Annotated in this window: 19 protein-coding genes and 1 pseudogene; 15 read left to right on the top strand and 5 right to left on the bottom strand. The window is 66.5% G+C overall.

Translation table 11 applies throughout. The annotated features are described in order from the left end of the window. Positions 1-116: 116 nt before the first annotated feature. From ACSBPH_RS01180 to purU, 6 genes are read left to right on the top strand one after another with little or no spacing between them, the layout of a single operon-like run. Positions 117-1,346, top strand: coding sequence for an acyl-CoA dehydrogenase family protein (locus ACSBPH_RS01180; RefSeq protein ID WP_442575798.1), 1,230 nt, complete (start codon positions 117-119; stop codon positions 1,344-1,346). Positions 1,347-1,371: 25 nt separating this feature from the next. Further along, positions 1,372-2,493 carry a flavin reductase gene (locus tag ACSBPH_RS01175; RefSeq protein WP_442575797.1) on the top strand — a complete coding sequence of 374 codons (1,122 nt, stop codon included), beginning with the start codon at positions 1,372-1,374 and terminating at the stop codon, positions 2,491-2,493. A 4-nt stretch (positions 2,494-2,497) separates the two neighbouring features. Continuing rightward, on the top strand, positions 2,498-3,064 hold the full coding sequence (locus tag ACSBPH_RS01170; protein ID WP_442575796.1) for a flavin reductase family protein: 567 nt from the start codon (positions 2,498-2,500) through the stop codon (positions 3,062-3,064). Beyond that, positions 3,061-4,125: a maleylacetate reductase gene (locus tag ACSBPH_RS01165; RefSeq protein ID WP_442575795.1), complete on the top strand. Its 1,065-nt coding sequence runs from the start codon at positions 3,061-3,063 to the stop codon at positions 4,123-4,125. Before ACSBPH_RS01170 ends, ACSBPH_RS01165 begins: the two co-directional genes overlap by 4 nt. Further along, positions 4,122-5,015, top strand: a complete 894-nt coding sequence (locus ACSBPH_RS01160; RefSeq protein WP_442575794.1) for a dioxygenase family protein — start codon at positions 4,122-4,124, stop codon at positions 5,013-5,015. The genes ACSBPH_RS01165 and ACSBPH_RS01160 overlap by 4 nt, the downstream gene beginning before the upstream one ends. Positions 5,016-5,056: 41 nt before the next feature. Next, on the top strand, positions 5,057-5,929 hold the full coding sequence (gene purU, locus ACSBPH_RS01155) for a formyltetrahydrofolate deformylase (protein ID WP_442575793.1): 873 nt from the start codon (positions 5,057-5,059) through the stop codon (positions 5,927-5,929). A 25-nt stretch (positions 5,930-5,954) separates the two neighbouring features. On the opposite strand, the gene ACSBPH_RS01150 is transcribed toward purU, so the two are convergent. After that, entirely contained in the window at positions 5,955-8,222 is a 2,268-nt protein-coding gene (locus ACSBPH_RS01150; protein WP_442575792.1) for a LuxR C-terminal-related transcriptional regulator, read from the bottom strand. Positions 8,223-8,441: 219 nt separating this feature from the next. On the opposite strand from ACSBPH_RS01150, the gene ACSBPH_RS01145 reads away from it, so the two are divergent. The 8 genes and pseudogenes from ACSBPH_RS01145 (at position 8,442) to ACSBPH_RS01110 (ending at position 16,759) form a co-directional block, all read left to right on the top strand. Next, positions 8,442-9,554, top strand: coding sequence for a zinc-binding dehydrogenase (locus ACSBPH_RS01145; protein WP_442575791.1), 1,113 nt, complete (start codon positions 8,442-8,444; stop codon positions 9,552-9,554). 172 nt (positions 9,555-9,726) lie between these two features. Continuing rightward, on the top strand, positions 9,727-10,482 hold the full coding sequence (locus ACSBPH_RS01140; RefSeq protein WP_442575790.1) for an SDR family NAD(P)-dependent oxidoreductase: 756 nt from the start codon (positions 9,727-9,729) through the stop codon (positions 10,480-10,482). 161 nt (positions 10,483-10,643) lie between these two features. After that, positions 10,644-11,561 (top strand): bifunctional methylenetetrahydrofolate dehydrogenase/methenyltetrahydrofolate cyclohydrolase, encoded by a 918-nt coding sequence (locus ACSBPH_RS01135; RefSeq protein ID WP_442577222.1) that lies wholly within the window; start codon positions 10,644-10,646, stop codon positions 11,559-11,561. Between the two features lie 137 nt (positions 11,562-11,698). Further along, positions 11,699-12,361, top strand: coding sequence for a methylenetetrahydrofolate reductase (locus tag ACSBPH_RS01130; protein ID WP_442575789.1), 663 nt, complete (start codon positions 11,699-11,701; stop codon positions 12,359-12,361). After that, complete coding sequence (locus ACSBPH_RS01125) at positions 12,351-13,106, top strand: 3-oxoacid CoA-transferase subunit A (protein ID WP_442575788.1); 756 nt, start codon at positions 12,351-12,353, stop codon at positions 13,104-13,106. Before ACSBPH_RS01130 ends, ACSBPH_RS01125 begins: the two co-directional genes overlap by 11 nt. Beyond that, positions 13,103-13,804, top strand: coding sequence for a 3-oxoacid CoA-transferase subunit B (locus ACSBPH_RS01120; RefSeq protein ID WP_442575787.1), 702 nt, complete (start codon positions 13,103-13,105; stop codon positions 13,802-13,804). The genes ACSBPH_RS01125 and ACSBPH_RS01120 overlap by 4 nt, the downstream gene beginning before the upstream one ends. A gap of 1 nt (position 13,805) precedes the next feature. Beyond that, positions 13,806-14,489, top strand: a pseudogene (locus tag ACSBPH_RS01115) (thiolase family protein); the annotation flags it as partial. A 440-nt stretch (positions 14,490-14,929) separates the two neighbouring features. Beyond that, a complete protein-coding gene (locus ACSBPH_RS01110; RefSeq protein WP_442575786.1) occupies positions 14,930-16,759 on the top strand; it encodes an ATP-binding protein in 1,830 nt (609 codons plus the stop codon). 550 nt (positions 16,760-17,309) lie between these two features. On the opposite strand, the gene ACSBPH_RS01105 is transcribed toward ACSBPH_RS01110, so the two are convergent. Continuing rightward, complete coding sequence (locus tag ACSBPH_RS01105; RefSeq protein WP_442575785.1) at positions 17,310-17,807, bottom strand: DUF6326 family protein; 498 nt, start codon at positions 17,805-17,807, stop codon at positions 17,310-17,312. Between the two features lie 380 nt (positions 17,808-18,187). Here ACSBPH_RS01105 and ACSBPH_RS01100 point away from each other — a divergent pair, with 380 nt between their 5' ends. After that, positions 18,188-18,589, top strand: a complete 402-nt coding sequence (locus ACSBPH_RS01100; protein ID WP_442575784.1) for a bleomycin resistance protein — start codon at positions 18,188-18,190, stop codon at positions 18,587-18,589. A gap of 275 nt (positions 18,590-18,864) precedes the next feature. Here ACSBPH_RS01100 and ACSBPH_RS01095 read toward each other — a convergent pair whose 3' ends face one another. The 3 genes from ACSBPH_RS01095 to ACSBPH_RS01085 all read right to left on the bottom strand — a co-directional run bounded on the left by ACSBPH_RS01095 (position 18,865) and on the right by ACSBPH_RS01085 (position 20,942). Next, entirely contained in the window at positions 18,865-19,077 is a 213-nt protein-coding gene (locus ACSBPH_RS01095) for a DUF1653 domain-containing protein (protein ID WP_442575783.1), read from the bottom strand. 137 nt (positions 19,078-19,214) lie between these two features. Continuing rightward, the gene (locus ACSBPH_RS01090; protein ID WP_442575782.1) at positions 19,215-20,036 is read right to left on the bottom strand and encodes an alpha/beta hydrolase; all 822 of its coding nucleotides are present in this window, start codon (positions 20,034-20,036) and stop codon (positions 19,215-19,217) included. Between the two features lie 66 nt (positions 20,037-20,102). Then, positions 20,103-20,942, bottom strand: coding sequence for an oxidoreductase (locus ACSBPH_RS01085; RefSeq protein WP_442575781.1), 840 nt, complete (start codon positions 20,940-20,942; stop codon positions 20,103-20,105). Positions 20,943-20,974: the final 32 nt, after the last annotated feature.

Below are 20,974 nucleotides of genomic sequence, written 5' to 3'. Positions count from 1 at the left end.
CTGCACCCACGTAGGCGCGGTCGCGTACGAAACGGGTGACCTCACTCTAGGTCCGGAGACATCCGAGCGAGAGTCTGTGATGACGCTCCGTCAACGACGACCGAAGGATCCCGATCATGAACGCCCCCGCAACCACGATCACCGCTGCGCGGCCGAAGACCCTCACGCTGGATGAAGCGATCGCGAGCGCACGCGCCATCGGTGAGCAGGTGCTTGCCGAGGCGGAGGAGACCGAGCGCAATGCGCGTCACTCGGAAGCGCTCCACCAGCGTTTCCTTCAGGCCGGCTTCTACCACCTGATCCGGCCGAAGACCTGGGGAGGGTATGAGTTCACTCTTCCCGAGTTCTTGCGGGTGATGCGCGAGATCGCGAAGGCCGACATGGCAACGGCATGGTGCCTCACTCTCGCCTCCGGCCACAACCTGCAGGTTGCGTCGTACTGGGGCGAACGGGCCCAACGTCAAGTCTTCGCCGGCGACTACTTCGCGGCGCCCATGACGAGCGCCCCGTCTGGCACTCTGACGCGCGTCGACGGCGGGTTCCTTGTGGACGGCGTGCACCGTTATGCGTCCGGGGTTCCCTACTCAACGCACTTCAGCGGTCACGCCTTCCACGATGATCGCCCGGGTGTGGTCTCCAACTTCATCGCCCCGCGCGACACGTACGAGATCCTCGACGACTGGGGCGGAACGCTGGGGTTGCGGGGGAGCGGCTCGAACTCCGTCAAATTCGAGCGCGCGTTCATCCCCGAAGAGTTCGTTCTTGAGGGTGTGAGCCAGTTGACCATCGACCCGTCCACCCAGGCGCCCGGGCGCGAACTTCATGGAAATGCCATGTACGGAGCGCCCGGGCTCGGGTTCTTCTCGCTCGAGCTGAACACGCTCGCCCTCGGCGCGGCGTTGGCGCTCTTCGACGAGTACGACGCGCAGATGACGATCCGCAAGACCGTCTCACCGCCGTTCGCGCTGCGCTCAGACGACACGTTCTTCCAGTGGCGCTACGGGACCGCCCGCGCAAAGCTTGACGCCGCCGTGGCCAGCATGGACTATGCCGGCACCCTGTTCGATCAGACAATCGCTGCGTCCGTGTCCGAGCCCTACTCCAGGGCCTCCGATCTACGCGTCGCACTGATCGCGCAGGAGTCTGGGCGGCTTCTGTGGGAAGCAGTTGAGGGGTACCTCTTCAAGTCGATCGGCTCTAGTGCCGTCGTGCAGGGCAACCGCTCCGAGCGCATCTGGCGCGACCTCAGCCAGTGGTGGAGTCACCTCAATACACAGCTCGCCGACCTGATTGCGACGATGTACACCGCGCAGCACTTCGATGAGCAGTCAGCATCGTCGCTCTGACACGGCAGGTGGACCGGTGCTCCTCATGGACGAGACAGTGACGTCCGTCTCCCCGACGGACTTCGTCTCCGCGATGAACCATTTCGCGTCGGGCGTCGCCGTCGTGACCGCGCGGCTCGACGGTAGACCGGTCGGTGCTACTGTCGCGGCGATCGCTCCCATCGCTTCCGACCCGCCGACGGTCATGGTTTCGATGTCGGTGACATCCGGCACCGCCGCCGCGATCATCGAGTCGGGCAGTTTCGCCGTGAACGTCCTCGATGAGGACTCAGCCATGCTCGCCGGCGTATTTGCCAGCCGTGTGCCTGACAAGTTCGTCGGGATCGACGTGGACGACGACTGCCTCGGCAGCCCCCTGCTCGCGCACCGCGTTGCCGCGATCAGCTGCCGGGTTGTAGATGCGGTCGCTTCCGGATCGCACTGGGAATTGCGTGGCCGCACTGTCGCCGTCGACGTGACCGGTGGGAATCCGCTCGCCTACTACCGCGGCGCGTTCGCGCATGTGGACACCGACGCGGACCGAACGGTGCTCGACGCCGTTCGGGCACACGTCTTGTCGGTGCGGACGGACAACGACCACCACCTCGACCCCGACGCGCTGGCCACGAGCTTCGCCGTTTCACGCGGTGCCGTGCTTCGGGCGCTGTCTCGGCTGAAGTCGGAAGCGCTCGTCGATCGGGAGGACGGTGTTTACTACGTTACCGGGGTGTCTGACGAGGTGGTTGATGCTGCCTATGCAGCAAAACTGGTCTTGGAACTGGGAGTTGCGTGCCAGATCGTCGAACGAATCACCGACAGCGAGGTCGCGGGGCTTCGCGACAGACTGACGGCCGTCGGCGCGGCGGCCGCGCTCAATGGCGACGATGCGATCGAACGGCTCGTCACTGCGCTTGACGATGCAGGGGAGTATTTCGTAGGACTGGCTGGTTCTGACCCGCTCCTCCGGGCCTACCGATCGCTCGGACTCCCGGGCATCGACCGACGCACGATCACGCGCGCGATGCTCGCCAATATCGCGCCGGGCGGTGAACTCGAGGGAGTCGTCGAGGCACTTGAGCGGCGAGACCTGGCCGCGCTGATGGACGCTCTGCGCTCTGAGCGGCGGAAGCCGGCCTACGTTCGCGCACGCGCGGGGGAAAAGGAATAGAGGGATGAAGCACACCGCAATGTCCGAACGTCGTGCCGGTCTCCGCGCAGACTTTTCGGCCCTCCCGACCGGGGTCACGCCGGAAGCATTCAAGACAGCCTTCCGCAATCATCCGGCGGGCGTCGCCGTCATCACGGCCATCACGCCGGACGGCCCGGTCGCACTCACAGCGACGTCCGTCGTCTCGGTGAGTGCCGAACCACCGATTTTGATCTTCTCGCTCTCGGCACTCTCGTCTGCGTCGTCCGGCATCCGAGCCGCCGAGACAATAGTCGTGCATTTGCTCAGTGAGAAAGATGCGCCGATCGCCCGCCTCTGTGCCAGCTCAGGCATCGACCGATTCGCCGACCCGATGATCTGGTCATCGCTCACGACGGGCGAGCCGCTCTTTCACGGGATCGAGTCGTGGCTTCGTTGCCGGATCATCGATCGGATGGATGCCGGCGGGTCGACCGTCGTCGCCGCGCAGGCCGTGCAGGTCTCGACTGCCGAACCGGCCGCTCAGGGTTCACCTCTCGTGTACCACAACCGTGCCTGGCACCGGCTCGGCGACCACTCCCTGCTGCCATGACGATCGAGCCATTCCTCTACAGTTCACGCGCTGTCAACGTACGATTCGGACGGGGCCGAGCGGCGGAGAACGTGCGCGAAGTCGTCGAAACCCACGATGCGCGCCGCGTTCTGATTCTCGTAACTCGTTCGCAGGTGGCGACGGCGGACCGCCTCACCGCCGATTTGGGCGATCGTGTTGTCGCGCGATTCGCAGACGTGCGCGAGCATGTGCCCGCGGAGACCGCCGAGGCGGCTCGCCGCACCGCTGCCAAAGTCCAGGCGGACCTCGTGCTGTCGATCGGCGGGGGGTCGACGACGGGCACCGCAAAGGCCATCGCGATGACAGCGCATATCCCGATCATCGCCGTACCGACCACTCTCGCTGGCTCGGAGATGACCGACACCTGGGGCATCACGACCGATGGGCGCAAGCGCACCGGCAAAGATTTGCATGTTCTCCCGAAGGCTGTTGTCTACGATCCTTCGCTCCTGGACGGGCTACCCGAGCGACTCAAGGTCACCTCGTCCTTCAACGCCATGGCCCATTGCGTCGAGGCATTCTGGGGTCCGCGCGCGAACCCGCTCACCTCCGTCGTCGCGGCCGAGGGCGTGCGCCGACTCGCCGACGGACTGCGTGCGCATGGCCGCGGCGACGCTCGCTCGGTGGATGAGCTGCAGTACGGCAGCTTTCTTGCGGGCTTGGTCTTCGCCGATGCGGGATCGGGACTGCACCACAAGATCTGTCACGCACTGGGCGGCGCGTTCAATCTCCCGCACGCCGGCACCCACACCGTGATCCTGCCTCGCGTCCTGCGCTTCAATGCCCCGGCCGTGCCGGAGACCGCCGCCGCCCTGGCGACCGCCCTGCGCACCGAGGATGCCGCGACCGGGCTCGAGGAGCTCATCACCCACACGGGCGCGCCCCGAACGTTGCGCGAGGTGGGGATACGGGAAGACGAGCTCCCCGTCGCGGTCGACGTCGTGGCCGACAAGCTCCCTATCGACAATCCGCGCGAGGTGACCCGGGACGCGCTCCAGCAGCTGCTCGGCGCCGCATACGACGGAAAGGATCTTCAATGAGTACACAAATCAACGACGCCGTTCGGCAAGCGGCCCGTGAAGCGGGCTTGACCGAGGAGGTGGTCGCAAGCTTTGCTGCCAGCGCCGCTCCTCGTTTACGCGACGTGATGGCCTCGCTCGTGCGCCACTTGCACGCCTTCATCCGCGATGTGCGCCTCACCCAGGCTGAATGGGACGCAGCCATCGCGTTCCTCACGAGCGCGGGCCACATCACCGACGAGCACAGGCAGGAGTTCATCCTGCTGTCAGATGTCCTCGGGGCCTCGATGATGACCGTGGCCGTGAACTCCCCGGCACGCTCCTCCGCCACGGAGTCCACCGTCTTCGGCCCGTTCTTCGTGGAAGACGCCCCCCTCATCGAGAACGGCGACGACATCGGCGGAGGAATGAGCGGGCGCCCATGCCACGTCAGCGGGTCGGTGCGCTCGACTTCAGGAGCGCCGCTCCCGGGCGCGCGCATCGAAGTATGGGCCGCGGACGACGACGGGTTCTATGACGTCCAGTATGAGGGAGCCGCTCTTGCTGGGCGCGCCCACCTGTTCGCCGACGACGCCGGCGCGTTCGAGTACTGGACGGTGCAGCCGGCCGCGTATCCGATCCCGCACGACGGTCCTGTAGGCGACCTCCTCGCTGCGGCGGGACGCTCGCCGATGCGTCCCGCGCACATCCACTTCATGGTCACTCACCCGGGCTACGAGACCCTCATCACTCACATCTTTGTTGAGGGAGACGAATGGCTCGCACAAGACGCTGTGTTCGGCGTCAAGCAGTCGCTGATCGTGCCGTTCGTCGCGCACTCGGCCGGCCCCGGCCCCGGCGGTCGCACTCTTGATCAGCCCTGGAGCTCCGCGGTGTTCGACATCGCTCTTGCCCCCTCCGAACCCGAATGACCGACGCGCACGCGTCGACCTGAACGAAAGCAGCATCCGACATGCCCCTAGCCGCCAAGCTAAATGACCACGCCTGCCTCACCGTGCACGGTCCCGACCAGCCGGGTCTCGTCGCGGCGGTGACCCAGCTCATCACCCGCAACAGCGGGAACATCGTGTCGCTCGACCAGTACTCGTCGAACCCGGAAGGGGGCGACTTCTTCCAAAGAGTCGTGTTCCATCTCGCTGATCTGGAAGCCGCCATCCCCGACATTGAAGCGGATCTCGCGAAGACTCTCGCCCCGTACGGAATGGAGTGGCAACTGACGAATCAGTCCAATCCCAAGCGCATGGCGGTCCTCGCCTCGACATCCGATCACTGCCTGCTGGACCTGCTTTGGCGTCACCGTCGTGGAGAGCTGCCGGTCAGCATCCCGATGGTGATCTCGAACCACACGAACGTGGCCTCTGACGTCCGGTCCTTCGGCATCCCGTTCTTCCATGTTCACTCGCAAGGCGCGGACAAGTCTGAGGCAGAGGCGCGGATCCTCGAGCTCCTCAAGGGCAATGTGGACTTCATCGTGCTGGCCCGCTATATGCAGATCATCAGCGAAGACTTCCTCGATAATGTCGGCGTACCGGTCATCAACATCCATCACTCGTTCCTGCCCGCGTTCATCGGCGCGGCGCCGTATCGCAAGGCGCACGAGCGAGGCGTCAAGCTGATCGGCGCGACGAGCCACTATGTGACGAAGGACCTCGACGAGGGTCCGATCATCGAGCAGGACGTGACCCGGGTGGATCACTCGATGACCGCAGCCGACCTGCAGGCTCGCGGCGCCTACGTCGAACGCGCCGTGCTCTCACGGGCAGTGCAGTGGCACGCCGAAGATCGCGTGATCCGTCACGGCAACCACACCATCGTCTTCGACTGAATGACCGATCGCGGATGCGGAGAGCTCAGCTCTTCGCATCCGCGATAGACGTGATGTGCTGAGCAGCCCAGACGGCGATCTGGCTGCGCGAGCGAAACCCGAGTTTCGCGAGAATGCGCTGCACGTGCCCTTCGACCGTCCGCCGCGACAGTACGAGCCGTGCCGCGATCGCCGGATTGCCCAAACCTTCGGCGACGAGGGCGGCGATCTCGGTTTCGCGGGCGCTGAGCACACTGGAGTTGTCAACCCGGGCCAGCTTATCGACCGGCGACTCTTCGCCGTCGATGATGCGGCCGAGCATGATACTCAGCGACAGGTCATCAGGCAGAGGAGTCGCGGGCCCGACGTGCTGCGGGCGCCCACGGGTCAGTTCCGGCAAGGGGACCGGGGGCCGCGAGAGCGTCGACCGCTCGACAATGCCCTCGAACTGGGTCACGTTAGACGCCTCACCGTGACGTGCTGAGAACGCCGCGAGAAGCTGCACGCACAGCGTCAATCCCACACGGTCTCCGTAGGCCGACATGACATCGACCGACTCGCGCACCCGCTGTACCGCGTCGGTGTGGCTCCCCTCGCGATCAGCGATCAGCGCCAGCAGGCACCAGGTGTACGCTCGGCCCCACACATCGCCCACGTGTTCACAGTACGAGAGCGCGTGGGCCAGTGTGTCCAGCGCCTCATCCTGCTTCCCAGCCGCAATCTGGCACGCGGCGAGGTGCCAGTACTTCTCGCCGAGGTGTTCCCGGGCGTTGAGCTTGAGTGAGTCGCTCACCACTTGGGAGAGATCTGTCTCGGCACGGGCGAGGTCACCTTCGGCCAGTGAGACCAGCGCCTCAACGAAGAGAGCGAAGATCGCGTCGGTCTCGTCGGCGATGTCCGAGTCGAGTTCGGTGCGGATCGCCTCCAGTTGTGCGCGTGCGCCGTGAAGGTCACCCTCGTGAAAAGCAATGTACGCATCAGTGAGCATCGCCCGCAAAGTGACTGCGTCCTGGCGGAAGTCGAGGGAGAGGGCGGTCGCGAGCCAGTCGCGCGCCCGCGGCCAAGGATCAACCGGATGCAACTGCCAGTAGTAGCGCAATGCGCTGATGACCTCGAGGGCTTCGTGCGCGCTGTCGGATTCGCTCGACATCGTGCCGAGAAGCGCAGTGATGTCCGCGGCGTGCCGATTCAAGAACTGGATTCCCGCAAGCTGATCGGCGGAGAACCAGGTGGCGGCGCTGTGACGCAGGTGCCGCAGCAACGCGTCGCGGACGCTGCGCTCATCACGAACCCGGTCATCGTCGTCCCAGTCCGCACGCAAGTGGTGGCGGTACATCAGCGGGACGCGCAGGCGGCGCTCACCGCCGACCGTCGACGAGTGGACGAGTGAGTGATCCACAAGCTCGGCCGCTGATGAGGCGATGAGAGCCAGGCGGCCCTCGGCGAACAGTTCGGCGGCGAAGCGGAGATCAGCGCCGGACTCAAGCAGCGCCAGCCGGCGTACCAGGTGCCGTGCAGAACTGGACAGTCGTGACATGTCTGCGTCAAGCACTGCGCGCGAGGTGATGACGCTCGCCCCATGCGTGAGAAACGCGTCGAGCACGGTCGGGTCCTCGGCCGCGGCAGCAGCGGTCTCACTCACGCCCAACGCGCACACCGCACGTGCGGCGGCCTCGATGAACCGGGGAAGGCCATCTGTCGCCCGACAGACCGCGACGAGGTCGTCCGTGGGCGCGGCGGACCGGTCGAAGTTGGGATCCGAGTCGAGAATTCGTGCAACGAGCAGGGTGAACGTCGGTGACTGGGCCACGGCATCGGTCGCGTGATATGCGGCGGCCGAGGGAACCTCCAGCGGGTCAAGCGTGAAGGGCGTCTCACCGCCGATTCCGGTGCGGCCTCGGGAGGTCACGAGAATGCGGGTTTCCACTGTCCCGCGGAGCAGTTCTTCGAGGAGCGCCCCTGCGGCGACGGCAGCGTCGAGGTCGTCGATGATCAGTAGGTGCGGTCGGTCCCCGAGCGCTCGCACGAGCTCCGGCACGGTGCCTCCGGCGGAGTCAATCGCTTCACCGATCGCTGCCCCCAGATCCTCCGCGTCCCGGCCGGCCATCGGAATCAGCACGGTGGAGCCGCCCAGCGAGCGTCGCAGAACGTCTGCGACACGCGCGGCCGTGCGCGACTTGCCCACGCCCGCCTGACCGGTGATGGTGACCAGACGTCGCGAGGACACCAGCTTCCGCAGACTATTCAACTCCGCGTCACGTCCCACGAACTGCGTGAGTTGGCTGACGGGGAGGCCGCGATGCGTCGTCGTCATGATGTCCTTGCCCGGCGGTCGGCACCGACGCGCCCATATTCTGCCAATGAGATTAACTCACGGCGCCGCTGCGCGTCCGTAGGGTGCACTCACCCGATCGGGTACCCGAACCCTCAGCGCGGGCTCGCGTCCCGCCGCACGCGGCTCCACGATGGAAGCGCACGGGGCCCCGCGCGCCGCCGGCCGACATGAGCCCGTGCCCGAGACGAAGGTGTCCGTATGAGAGCAGCACTCGCGCGTGGAAACGGCGCGCCGATCGAGATCGAAGAGATCGAGCTCGACACTCCTGGTCGTGGCGAGGTGCGCGTGCGCATCGATGCGAGCGCGGTCTGCCGAACAGACCAGCTATTCATGGACAACCCCGTCAGCCCTGATCGCCGCTTCGTCCCCGGTCACAGCGCCTGCGGCACCGTCGTCGAGGTTGGTCCCGGTGTCGTTAAGACGAAAGTCGGGGATCGGATCGTGGTCGCCGGCACGATGGAGTGCGGACGATGCTACCCGTGTACACACGGCAGTCCATCGCAGTGCGATCGACTGTGGATCGAAGTCGCGGAGCCACCGGTCGTCGGTCGCACCGCGGGCGGCGTTGCTGTCGCAGGGTTCGGCGCGGCGGGCACCTTCGCTGAGTACATGAATTACCGGGAGCACTGCTATGCAGTCGTCGACAGCACTCTCGACGCTGCGCAACTTGCACTGCTGGGGTGTGGCGGACTGTCCGGCGTGGGAGCTGTATGGGAGGTGGGCAGGGTTCAGCCGGGCGACAGCGTGGCGGTGATCGGGTGCGGCCACCTCGGTCTCTGGATGATTCAGGCGGCGAAGGCCGCGGGCGCAGGCGCGATCATCGCAGTCGACCCGATGCCCGAGCGTCGCGACTTCGCACTCCGGGTGGGTGCGACGGCTGTGGCAGACGTCCAGGGGGCCGACACGGTGATCAAGGAACACACGGGTGGGCGCGGCGCGGATCTCGCGCTGGAGGCGACAGGCGAAGCCGGTGGGCTCGAACAGGCGTTTGCCGCCTCGCGCAACGGCGGCACGGTGGTGAGCACAAGCATGGTCGCACCCCTTGATTCTGCGACGTCGCACCTGCCCACCAACGTGGTCTCGTTGTTCGGACGAATCATCAAGGGTTCGCAATCGGGCGGGGGCTTCCTCGACCGCGATGTCCAGCGCATCGCCGAAGCGGTCGAGGCGGGCACGTTGGACATCGACGTGATGATCACTCGCGTCTACCCCCTGTCCCAAGCGGGAGAGGCCATGCAGGCAGCGGTGGATCGTGAACTGATCACCGGCGTCATCGACATGCGCCTGGAGCGTGCGGGGGAGCGGTCGTGACCGCCGCCGGCGAGCGTGAGACCCGCGTGCAAACGCGTGAGGTCACGCTAGAGCCGCGGTGGGGCGATCAGCCACGCTCAATCTCACGGACCAGATGCGTCCGCTCAGCCGCCAGGACGACGACGTTCCGCCCGTCGCGCTCGAACGGTGAAAGAAGGGATGCGGCGTCCGCATGACAAGCGCAGAACTCGAAGGCAAGACCGCGATCGTCACCGGCGGCGCACGCGGGATCGGCGCGGCGCACTGTCGAGCGCTGGTCGGTGCCGGCGCGTCGGTAGTCGTCGCCGACGTCCTGCGAGAAGAAGGCGAGGCTCTCGCCGCCGACCTCGGCGAAAGGGCCACCTTCGCCTTTCTCGATGTGACCGACCGCGAACAGTGGGCGCAGTGCGTCGACGTCGCACTCCGCCTCGGACGCGGCAGCCTCGACATCCTCGTGAACAACGCCGGGATCAACCAGCCCACACCGCTCGTCGACATGTCGCCCGAAACGTGGGATCGCGTGCTCGCGGTCAACCTCACCGGCCACTTCAACGGCATTCAGGCCGCGGTCCCGGCGATGCGACGGGCCGGCGGAGGCTCCATCGTCAACACGGCATCGATCACCGCGGTGATCCCGCCGAGCCAGCTTGCTCCTTATGTGGCATCCAAGATGGCCATCGTGGGGCTGACTCAGGTCGCCGCGCTCGAACTCGGCGCCTACGGCATCCGGGTTAACGCGCTCCAGCCCGGGTACACCGACACGCCCATGATGGCAGGCGGCGACGAGGCGGCCATCACCGCTGCGATGCCGATCCATCGATACGGTCAGCCCGAGGAGGTTGCAGACATGATGCTCTACCTCGTCACCCGGGCGACCTACACGACCGGCAGCGTCCTCGCAGTCGACGGGGGCGCCGTCGCCGGTGTCGGCTATGCCGTCGCCGACTGACTCAAACCACAGAACCCGACTCCGTGGCACTGACGCCCACGACGAACCGAAACGGACAATAGAGTGACCGCTCAGGATGCGTACGACGAGGGTGCTTACACCCTCGTCGCCGGCTCAACTGTCTCCCGGCCCGCCCTCAACGTGCAGGTCGGCGCGTGAGTATCCACCCCGCCACGGCGTCAAGAACGGCTCCGCGGCGGGCGGCGGTCCTCGACGGCATCGCCGCCGCGACGGCCATCAAGCACGAACTGAGCGAGCGTGTCGCGGCGCTCCGCGCTCGCGGAGTGGTGCCCGGCCTCGGAACGTTGCTCGTCGGAGAGGACCCCGGCTCGCGATCGTACGTGACGGGCAAGCACCGCGACTGCGCCGAGGTGGGAATCGAATCGATCCGCCGGGAGCTTCCAGCCTCAGCGACGGTCAACGACATCCTCGCAGCGGTCGACGATCTGAATGCCGATCCGGCGGTCACCGGATTCATCACTCAATTGCCGCTGCCCGAGGGCGTTGATGAGAACCGTGTGCTCGAGGCGATCGACCCCGACAAGGACGCCGACGGGCTTCACCCGACCAATCTGGGTCGCCTCGTCCTCGGTGTCTCACACGCGGTCACCTCGCCGCTGCCGTGCACACCGGCCGGCATTGTCGAGTTGCTGAATCGCAACCACATCGAGATCGCGGGGAAGCGAGTGACAGTCATCGGTCGCGGCGTCACGGTCGGTCGACCACTCGGTCTTCTCCTGACGCGCAAGGGCATCGATGCGACGGTGACCCTCACGCATTCACGTACTCGCGATCTGCCCGACGAGGTGCGCAGCGCCGACATCGTGGTCGCGGCGCTCGGTCAGCCCCACTTCGTAAAGGCGGACTGGGTGAAGCCCGGTGCAGCGGTCCTCGATGTCGGTGTGACGCGCGTGGGCACGACCACGGCGGGGCGCGCGAAGCTCGCCGGCGACGTCGATCCTGCGGTCGATGAGGTCGCAGGCTGGCTTTCTCCCAATCCGGGAGGTGTGGGCCCGATGACGCGCGCGCTGCTGCTCGCCAACGTTGTCGGCATGGCCGAGCGGGTTGCCGGTCGGTGAGCGCCGCCCGCGGGGGACTGTCGTACGAGGTCTATCCATCGGATCGGATCGTCGACGACGTTGTGGCGCATGTCCCGCGTGGTTCGAAAGTATCGGTCACAGTGTCGCCCGTGCGGGGGATCGAGCCAACCCGAAAGGTGGCTGTCGATCTGGCGGAAGCGGGCTACAGGGTCACCGCCCATCTAGCGGCGCGCATGTTCCGCGCCGCTGCGGAAGCGGCCGATCACGCGGTTGCCCTCCAACAGTCCGGCGTCGCCTCAGCGCTACTGCTCGCCGGCGACATGGATCCTGCTGCCGGCGGCTTGGCAGGCGCGATCGACCTCCACCGCGCACTCCACGAGCGGTCTGCATCCTTCCCGGAAACGCTGTTCGCCGCGTATCCCGAAGGTCACCCATATCTTTCACCGGACGACGAGCGGGCGGATCTGCATGCGAAATCCGTAATCGCGCAGAGCCTCGTTACGCAGATTTGCCTGTCTCCTCGGATGATCCACAGTTGGATCAGCCGAGTGCGCGCCGACGGAGTGTCGACCCCGATTCGCGTGGGAATCCCCGGGCCGGCGATCCAAGCAAGGCTCGATCGCATCATGATCGACCTCGGGCTTCGGGCGGTGGGCGAAGTCGTCGCGGACGACGGTGACTCGTCCCTACGGTTCGACCCCACGCACCTCGCGACGGCGGTAGCGAGTGGGGGCGCGTCAGAAAACGATGAGAGCCTCCATGTCTACACATTCAACGAAATAGCCCTCACACGCCGGTTTGTGGACACGAAGTTACGGGAGTTTGCGAGTGATCGATAAGACGGTTCCGGATGCCGCGACGGCGGTCGCCGGCATCCCCGACGGATCGACCGTCATGATCGGCGGGTTCGGCCGCGCGGGACAGCCGGTCGAGCTCATCGACGCGCTCATCGCGCAGGGCGCGGGAGACCTCACGATCATCAACAACAACGCCGGCAACGGCGACACGGGACTTGCCGCGCTCCTGGCCAAGGGGCGCGTGCGCAAGATCGTGTGCTCGTTCCCGCGGCAGCACGACTCGTGGGTGTTCGACGGCCTGTATCGGGACGGGAGGATCGAGCTCGAGCTCGTGCCGCAGGGCAACCTCGCGGAGCGGATCCGGGCCGCGGGCGCGGGCATCGGCGCGTTCTTCTCGCCGACGGGCGTCGGCACTCAGCTCGCCGAGGGCAAGGAGGGCCGCGAGATCGACGGACGGCAGTTCGTGCTGGAGTATCCGATCAAGGCGGACTTCGCACTCGTCAGCGCTCTGAAGGGCGACCGGTGGGGCAACCTCGTCTACCGCAAGACGGCCCGGAACTTCGGTCCGATCATGGCGTCGGCCGCGACGACGACGATCGTGCAGGTCGACGAGGTCGTGCCGCTGGGGTCGCTCGACCCGGAGAACGTCGTGACGCCGGGCATCTTCGTGGACCGCGTCGTCGCGGTCGGCGAGCGGCGCTGGCTCGACGGCGGGGGGTTCGTCGGGGGAGTGGACCTCGAGGGCAGACCCGCTGTCCCCGCGGCCGAGACGGAGGTCGACCAGTGAGCGCGCGCATCACCCGCGAGGAGCTCGCGGCCCGCATCGCCCAGGACATCGCCGAGGGCTCGTATGTCAACCTCGGCATCGGCGCCCCGACGCTGGTCGCGAACTACCTCCCGGCCGATCAGGAGATCATCCTGCACACCGAGAACGGCCTGCTCGGCATGGGGCCCGCGCCCGACGCCGCGCACGTCGACCCCGATCTCATCAACGCCGGGAAGCAGGCCGTCACAGCCCTCGACGGCGCCGCGTTCTTCCACCACGCCGACTCGTTCGGCATGATGCGCGGCGGGCACCTCGACGTGTGCGTGCTCGGCGCCTTCCAGGTCTCCGAGACGGGCGACCTCGCGAACTGGTCGACGGGCGCGCCCGGTGCGATCCCCGCCGTCGGCGGCGCGATGGACCTCGCGATCGGCGCGAAGGCCGTCTACGTCATGACCGACCTGCTCACCAAGACCGGCGAGTCCAAGCTCGTCGCCGAGTGCACCTACCCGCTCACGGGCGTCGGCTGCGTCACGCGCGTCTACACCGACCACGCCGTGTTCGACGTCACGCCCGACGGCTTCGCCGTGCGCGAGGCTTTCGGAGACAACACCGTGGAGTCGCTGTCGGAGCTCACCGGACTGACGCTGCTGCACGAGTTCGACACCCCGCCCGCGCTGCCGTACGACCCGGCGCCGGCGATCCCGACGGAGGGGACCTGACATGACCGCGACCCACATCTACGACGCCGTCCGCACCCCGTTCGGCCGCGCCGGCGGAGTCCTCTCCGGTGTGCGCCCCGACGACCTCGCCGCCGTCGTGATGAAGGCAGCCGTCGAGCGGACCGGCATCGATCCCGCCCGCATCGAGGACGTCATCTTCGGCGACGCGAACCAGGCGGGCGAGGACAACCGCAACGTCGCGCGCTTCGGCGCGCTGCTCGCCGGATTCCCGTCATCGGTGCCCGGCGTCACCGTCAACCGCCTCTGCGGATCCTCCGTCGAGGCCGTCATCCAGGGATCTCGCGCCATCGAGGCCGGCGATGCCGACCTCATCCTCGCGGGCGGCGTCGAGTCGATGAGCCGAGCCCCGTTCGTCGTCGAGAAGGCGGCGAAGCCCTTCCCCGCCGTCGGCAACCAGACGATGTGGAACACGTCGATCGGGTGGCGCATGGTCAACCCCGCCTTCCCCAAGCCGTGGACGATCTCCAACGGCGAGTCGGCCGAGAAGCTCGCCGAGATCTACGGCATCTCTCGCGACGCGCAGGATTCCTTCGCCCTGCGCAGCCACCGCCTGGCCGGCGAGGCGTGGGCCGCGGGCGCCTTCGACGACGAGATCGTGCAGGTCCCCGGGGCCGAGCTCGCCCGCGACGAGGGCATCCGCGACGCCACGACGCTCGAGAAGCTCTAGCGATCAGCAAGTTCCTGGACGAGGAAATGACACAAACCTGAGCTGCGCCCACGCCGGTCCTCGCCTGCTCCGACCGCGCGCATGCTCTCCGATCTTCGACGGCGAGTACGGTGGCAGCGCCGTACCGAAGCGCGGCCCGCTCGACGAGGCCATCGATAAGGTCAACGAGAAGGAAGCTGTCGTCGCGGTCGTCGCCGTCGGCGTGGAGGTTCCGGCTCAGCAGCGTCGCGAGGATCGCGCGGCGGTGCAGCTCCGGGTCCTGGTAGTCGACGATCTGGCTGAGGAACTGCCAGGCATTGCGGTAGCCGGTCAACAGCATCCAGGCGATCGACGCACGGCACGGCCGTTCAACCGATCCCGGTCGGATCGACGTGAGGGTGCACCGTGACCCTCAGGCTGAGTTCGACTTCGGCCCCACAGGCCCGGGCCGAACGCCAATGAAGCCGATCATCGGCTTCACGGTCTCGGATGATGGCGTGGGTTTCACGGCGCCGAACATGACCTCGTTCGAGACTCTGGACAGCGATTTCAAGGCCGACCTAGGCTGCCGCGGCGTCGGCCGATTGCTCTGGCTGAAGGCCTTCGACAAGGTGTCGGTCCGCAGCGCGTACGAAGACGAAGAGGGGAAGCTCCGGGCTCGCCAGTTCCGATTCTCGGTCGCGCACGAGGTTGAGCACGACGGGAACGCGGGCGGATTCGTGAGGCCAGGAGCTGTTGTTAGCCTTGACGGCTTCAAGAAGACGTTCCAGCAGAACGCTCCGAAAGGCGTCGACGCGATCGCGCGAGAGATCTTCGAGCACTGCATCTGGTACTTTCTCCGTCCCGGCGGCGCACCGGTCGTGACGGTCACGGACGATGACGAGTCGGTGTCTTTGGCCGACCTGATGGACGAGTTCGTCGATTCGGCGATGACGGCGTCGGCGATCGAGGTCAAGGGTCAGAAGTTCGACATGCTGAACCTCCGGCTGAAGGCCACCGTCCGATACTCCGCACCCCGCCTCCACTGGTGCGCGGCGAGCCGTGTGGTCCTTGAGGAGAACCTGAGTGGCAAGGTCCCCGGGCTCCACGGCAGGCTCGCGGACGCCACCTCCGGTGAGTTCGTTTACGCGTGCTACCTGACCTCGGACTTCCTAGACGAGCGCGTCCGCTCCGACCGGACGGCCTTTGACATCAGCGACCGGATCGCCGGTCAGCCGCTCGTCGACGACCTCTCGCTGGACGACATCCGCGAGGCCGTATTCAAGGAGGTGGCGAAGATCCTCAAAGACCCGCTCGAGTCGGCCCGCGAACAGGGAAAGCAGCGCGTCCACGACTTCGTGACCAAGCGCGCCCCTCGTTACCGACCCGTGCTGGCCAAGATTGAAGAGCGCGGAATCACGGTCGACCCGTCGGTGAAGGATCAGGACCTCGAACTGCAGCTCCACAGGCATCTGCAGAAGATCGAGTCCGAGGCATTCGTGCAGGGGCAAGAGATCTTTGCCGAGGCCGATGCCGACGCCGAACCAGCAGAGGACTACACACATCGCCTCGCGGCCTATCTCGCCACGGTCAGCGAGATCAACCAGTCAGACCTGGCCGCGTATGTCTCGCGCCGCCGTACGGTGCTGGATCTGCTCAGTCGCCTGATCCGTGCGGACAAGGGCGGGAAGTACAGCCGTGAGGACGCGATTCACTCGCTGATTGTCCCAATGCGCACGGAGTCCAACGATGTCGCCGCCGACGGGTCGAACCTGTGGATCATCGACGAGAGACTGGCGTTCCACGACTACCTCGCCTCAGACAAGACGCTGAAGAGTATGCCCGTCACCGGGTCCGAGTCGACGCGCGAGCCGGATATCTTCGCGACGCGGCTCATCGACTCTCCGGTGCTCGCCGCGGAGGGGCAGAAGTTGCCCCTGCCGTCGATCGTTGTGGTCGAGATCAAGCGTCCGATGCGCAAGGACGCCACCGAGGACAAGAACCCGATCCAGCAGTGCCTCGACTACGTGAAGAGAATCCGCGCCGGTGGAGTGATGACCGCGACTGGGCGGCCGATCCCGCCGACCCAGGACCCTCCAGCGTTCTGCTATATCGTTGCCGACCTTACGGAGAAAATGATCGAAAGGTGTGAGATCTCAGATCTGCGTCCCACCCACGACGGTCTCGGCTACTTCGGGTACAACAATGCCGCCAAGGCGTACGTAGAGGTCATGAGCTTCGACGGGCTGGTCAACGCGGCTACGGAACGGAACCGGGCCTTCTTCGACAAGCTCGGCCTGCCCACGTAGGGGCGCAAGCGGCGGCCTTGAGTATCTTTCGCCGACTGCTCGGCACAGCCGGCAAGCGAGCGATACCGGACGTGTTCCGCACGCGGGCGCGACCTAGCCCCTGAGTCATTCGCGGCGGGCGAGGGACGAGGTCTCCGCCTCGGGTTCACCTGCCCTGAGCACGCATTGTGGATCCGCTTGAGGGATAGAGATAGCTGAACCCCCAGGCGTCGAGCTAGCCGCGGGGGAGCGGGGTGTGCCTCTCACGCCATGTTGGCGGTCGCCTTTTACTCGCCTTTTTCAACTCGAACCAACCCGAATCAACCGCATTGTCGAGCCGCGAGCTGTGCGGGCCGACAACGTAGAATCCCTTCTAACGACTGACAAGTCGAAACAACAGAAAGGATTCGGATCTCATGCACTCCTCTCAGGGGGTCAGGGGTTCGAGTCCCCTCAGGTCCACCGTGTGATGTCTCGCGACATATGTCTCATATGTCGCGAGACATCAGTCGTTTGCGGGGTCGGCGCGGCCCCATCCGAGCACCGCATCGGCCCGCTCGGGCTCAAGGATTCACGCTTGCTGCTGGGCCTGAACGGACCCGCTGCCCGAGTGGATCGCCGTAGTCGCCGACGGCGTGAAGCGTGGCCAGGTCCACGCGTACCGCAGGATGAGGGCGAGGAGGGCCACTTCCAGTGCGACGCCCAGCAGGTAGAAGTACATCCACGGCTCGCCCAGCTGGCCGACTGCATTGAAGGCTGCGAAGGGGACTTGTAGCGAGGCCACGATGAGGTTCGTGATGCGGTTGGCTCGAGCGGGCAGCGTCATCGACAGCACGACCATGAAGATCGGGATCGCCAGGAGAGTGAGCGCCGTGATCGCCCAGATCTCGGTGATGTCGAACTGCCAGACGACGCCGCTGAGGATGTCGCTGACGGTGCCAGGCTTGTAGAAGGCGAGGATGTCGACGTAGACGTACAAGAACAGGAAGCTCGTCCACGCGGCGGCGAGTTTGGCTTGAACCGGCACATGCTGGTCGAGCAGCGTTGTGGTGTGTTGACGATCTCTCATCGGATACTCCTTCGGTGTGTGGGGATTGGTTGATGCGCGGTCGCCGGCTGCGACCGCCGCGCTGTCGGAGGCAGATCACATCCGGGCGCCGAAGCGGGGACGAACGCGGCCGCCACGGTGGTGCCGGCTGTCCGTACTCGATGCTCGCGGCCTGGGTGGTTCGCGTCATCCGTCAACAGGTCCGGATCTGGTCGGCCGAAAGTACGGCTCTCAGCCCGTACTGAAGGCCGATGTGTGGGGCGCTCGATCCGGCGAACATCGAGAGATGCTGGTCGAGTCCTGCGCCATCACGCGACCCATCGACCGCAGCTCCCTGTCCGCGGAGACGGGCTGAGCGACCATTCGAACACGAGCGCACACAGGACAATCGGAGGAGCGACATGACCGATCGTGCAGTACCCAACCTGCCGTCTCGAAGATTCGAGGAGACGATCGCCTTCTACGGACAGTTCGGATTCGAACTGACTTACCGGGATGACGGCTGGCTGATTCTCTGCCGAGGCGACGCTCAGCTGGAGTTCTTCCCGTTTCCCGATCTCGTGCCGGAGGAGAGTTCCTTCATGTGCAGTCTCCGCGTGGATGACGTCGACGAGCTGTATCGACAGATCAAGAGCGCGGGCGTCATCGAGAAGTCCAGCGGCAGTCCGCGGCTGCTTCCGGTGCGGGTGCAGCCTTGGGGACAACGCGCGGGATTCCTCGTCGATCCGGACGGAACGCAGCTGCACCTGATCGAGAACGTTGCCCAGCATCCTCCCGGTCCGGAAATGAGAAGCCGACCATAGGTCGGGCTCTGCTCATCTGAGTGGCGTCACCTCGGCCCGGTTTCGGCGACGGGACGTTAGGCACTCCGCGCGGGGATCGAGGCGTCGAGCGCTCATGCGAGCGGCCCTCCGTTCGGAAAGTACTACGGACGGCCGGACGCCTTCGTCGACGTCGAGGCCGGGTTCCCGGTCGCGACGCCCATCGAACCGGCGGGCGATGTCGTGCCCGGAGTCCTCCCGGGAGGTCGCGTCGCGGAAGCAGTGCACGTCGGGCCGTTCGACACGATGGGCGGGACCTACGCCGTGATCCTGAAGAAGCGCGGCCCCGCGTACCCGTCGCGCTCCACGTGCTCCTCGAACAACGCGAGCGGCCGCGCCCAGAAACCGTAATCACCGTAGAGCGCGCGATAGAGCACGAGGGGCTCTTCCGTCTCGCTGTGCCTGCCCACCGCGAAGACCTCGTAGCGCCGGCCCTTGAAGTGCTCGTAGATGCCGGGTTCCACCGTCATCGTCTCAGCGCTCCGCCGCACACAGAAGGATCGTCGTCAGGTCGCCCGCAGCCATACGACGCATGCTAGCGGCCGGGCCCGCCTCGCCCGCTCAGGCGACTCGACGCCGCACGATACCCAGCGCGGGTGCCCGGCCGTCAGGCCAGCTCGGGCTCGCGCTCGGCGATCCAGCTCAGGGCGATGTCTGCGACATCCGTCCATCCCGAGTCCATGGTGAGCGAGTGTCCGCGACCCTCCACCTTCACGAAGTCGGTGCGCGACGGGTTGTCGGCGTAGAGCTTGACGACGGCCTCCGTCACCTTGAGCGGCACGACGTGGTCGTCGGTGCCGGAGACGAGCAGGAGCGGGCCTCGCTCAGCGTGGTGGGTGTCGACGGCCGCGGGGGAGTCGCGCACGAAGGTCGCCGTCGCGTCCTCGAAGAGCGGGCGCCCGGGCCCCGGGATGCTCCACTGGTCGAACAGGCTGTCGGACTCCTCGGCCGACAGCGTGTTGCCGAATCCGTAGCGGAACTGCTCGCGCGTGAGCGCCACCGTGCGCTTGCGATTCGCCGGATTGCCGAGTACGGGAAGCGCCGATCGCAGCTGCGAGAGCGGCAGGATCTTCACTCCCTTGACCGGGGCCGGGTCGATCGCCACGGCGGCCGCGGCGTAGCCGTTGGCAAGGAGCTCCTGCGCGATGAGACCCCCGAACGAGTGCCCGATCACGATCGGCTTCACCGCCATGGCGTCGATGATGTCGGCGTAGTGACGGCAGATGGCGGTGATGCCGACGTCGTCGAGCGCTCCCGGATTCTCGCGGGTCGCCTCGACCGTGTCGCCGTCACCGGGCCAGCCGGGGGCGGTGGTCGAATAGCCGGCGGCTTCGAACCGGTCCTGCCAGGCGCGCCAGCTGCTCGCGTGGATCCAGAGGCCGTGGATGAACAGCACGGGGTGAGTTCGGGTCGGAGTGGCATCGGACATATCGGGTCCTCGATTCGGGGTGGCGGGCGGAGCAGGTGGGGATGGGATAGGAGCGAGAAGTGGGGGTCAGAGCGTCTGGATGAGTCCGCCGTCGATGCGGAAGTCGGCGCCCGTGACGTTGGCGAACCGCTCGCTCGCGAGCACCAAGACGAGGTCGGCGACCTCCTGCGGCCGTGTGAATCGTCCGGTGACGGATGCCGCGGCCGCCGCCGCGGCGACTTCCTCCGGGGTCGCGCCGCCGGCCTGTGCCACCGTCTGCGCCACGCCGTTCTCTCCGAGCCACAGCGCCGTCTCGACGGGTCCGGGGCTCACGGTGTTCACTCGGATCCCGGAGCCGCCCACCTCTTTCGAGAGCGACTTGCAGAAGTTGGCCAACGCGGCCTTGGCTGCGGAGTAATCGATCACGAGCGGGTCCGGCAGCGACGCGTTGACCGAGCTGATCGTGACGATGCTCCCGCCGCCTCGCCGGGTGAGTTCCGGCAGCGCGGCTCGAATCGTGCGCACCGCGGCGAGGAGAGTGAGGTCGAGAGAACGCTGCCAGTCGTCGTCCGACACGCTCAGAAACCCGCCCGGTCGTGGCGCGACCGCTCCGACGTTGTTCACGACGACGTCGAATCCGCCGGCATCCACCGCCCGCTTCACCAGCGCCGCCGGGCCGTCGGGCGTCGAGAGATCGATCGGGACGAACTCGACCGCGCCTCCGGCGACGAGTCCGTCGAGCTCCGGGCCGCTCGTGCGGGCCCCCGCGATGACGCGGGCGCCTTCGTCGACCAGTCCGCGCACGACCGCGAGGCCGATGCCTTTGCTGGCGCCCGTGACGACGGCCGTCTTGCCTGCGAGCTGAAGATCCATCGAGTTCCACTTCGTCGGTCCGGCGAGGGACGGCTGATCGAGAGGGTGTGTCACGCAGGAAGGTAGACGGACCTGTCTATCTGCTA

This window comes from Microbacterium sp. F51-2R, assembly GCF_052180235.1.
Taxonomy (GTDB): Bacteria; Actinomycetota; Actinomycetes; order Actinomycetales; family Microbacteriaceae; genus Microbacterium.
The sequence above is the reverse complement of the archived record's forward strand: the minus strand, read 5'-3'. Positions and strand labels throughout refer to the sequence as shown.

Bases quoted from the DNA above. Each gene is read 5' to 3' on its own strand.
- ACSBPH_RS01170 (WP_442575796.1), top strand. From the start codon at position 2,498: ATGAAGCACACCGCAATGTCCGAACGTCGTGCCGGTCTCCGCGCAGAC.
- ACSBPH_RS01110 (WP_442575786.1), top strand. From the start codon at position 14,930: ATGAAGCCGATCATCGGCTTCACGGTCTCGGATGATGGCGTGGGTTTC.
- ACSBPH_RS01165 (WP_442575795.1), top strand. From the start codon at position 3,061: ATGACGATCGAGCCATTCCTCTACAGTTCACGCGCTGTCAACGTACGA.
- ACSBPH_RS01150 (WP_442575792.1), bottom strand. From the start codon at position 8,222: ATGACGACGACGCATCGCGGCCTCCCCGTCAGCCAACTCACGCAGTTC.
- ACSBPH_RS01145 (WP_442575791.1), top strand. From the start codon at position 8,442: ATGAGAGCAGCACTCGCGCGTGGAAACGGCGCGCCGATCGAGATCGAA.
- ACSBPH_RS01095 (WP_442575783.1), bottom strand. From the start codon at position 19,077: ATGACGGTGGAACCCGGCATCTACGAGCACTTCAAGGGCCGGCGCTAC.
- ACSBPH_RS01140 (WP_442575790.1), top strand. From the start codon at position 9,727: ATGACAAGCGCAGAACTCGAAGGCAAGACCGCGATCGTCACCGGCGGC.
- ACSBPH_RS01175 (WP_442575797.1), top strand. From the start codon at position 1,372: ATGGACGAGACAGTGACGTCCGTCTCCCCGACGGACTTCGTCTCCGCG.
- purU (WP_442575793.1), top strand. From the start codon at position 5,057: ATGCCCCTAGCCGCCAAGCTAAATGACCACGCCTGCCTCACCGTGCAC.
- ACSBPH_RS01090 (WP_442575782.1), bottom strand. From the start codon at position 20,036: ATGTCCGATGCCACTCCGACCCGAACTCACCCCGTGCTGTTCATCCAC.
- ACSBPH_RS01180 (WP_442575798.1), top strand. From the start codon at position 117: ATGAACGCCCCCGCAACCACGATCACCGCTGCGCGGCCGAAGACCCTC.
- ACSBPH_RS01160 (WP_442575794.1), top strand. From the start codon at position 4,122: ATGAGTACACAAATCAACGACGCCGTTCGGCAAGCGGCCCGTGAAGCG.
- ACSBPH_RS01100 (WP_442575784.1), top strand. From the start codon at position 18,188: ATGACCGATCGTGCAGTACCCAACCTGCCGTCTCGAAGATTCGAGGAG.
- ACSBPH_RS01105 (WP_442575785.1), bottom strand. From the start codon at position 17,807: ATGAGAGATCGTCAACACACCACAACGCTGCTCGACCAGCATGTGCCG.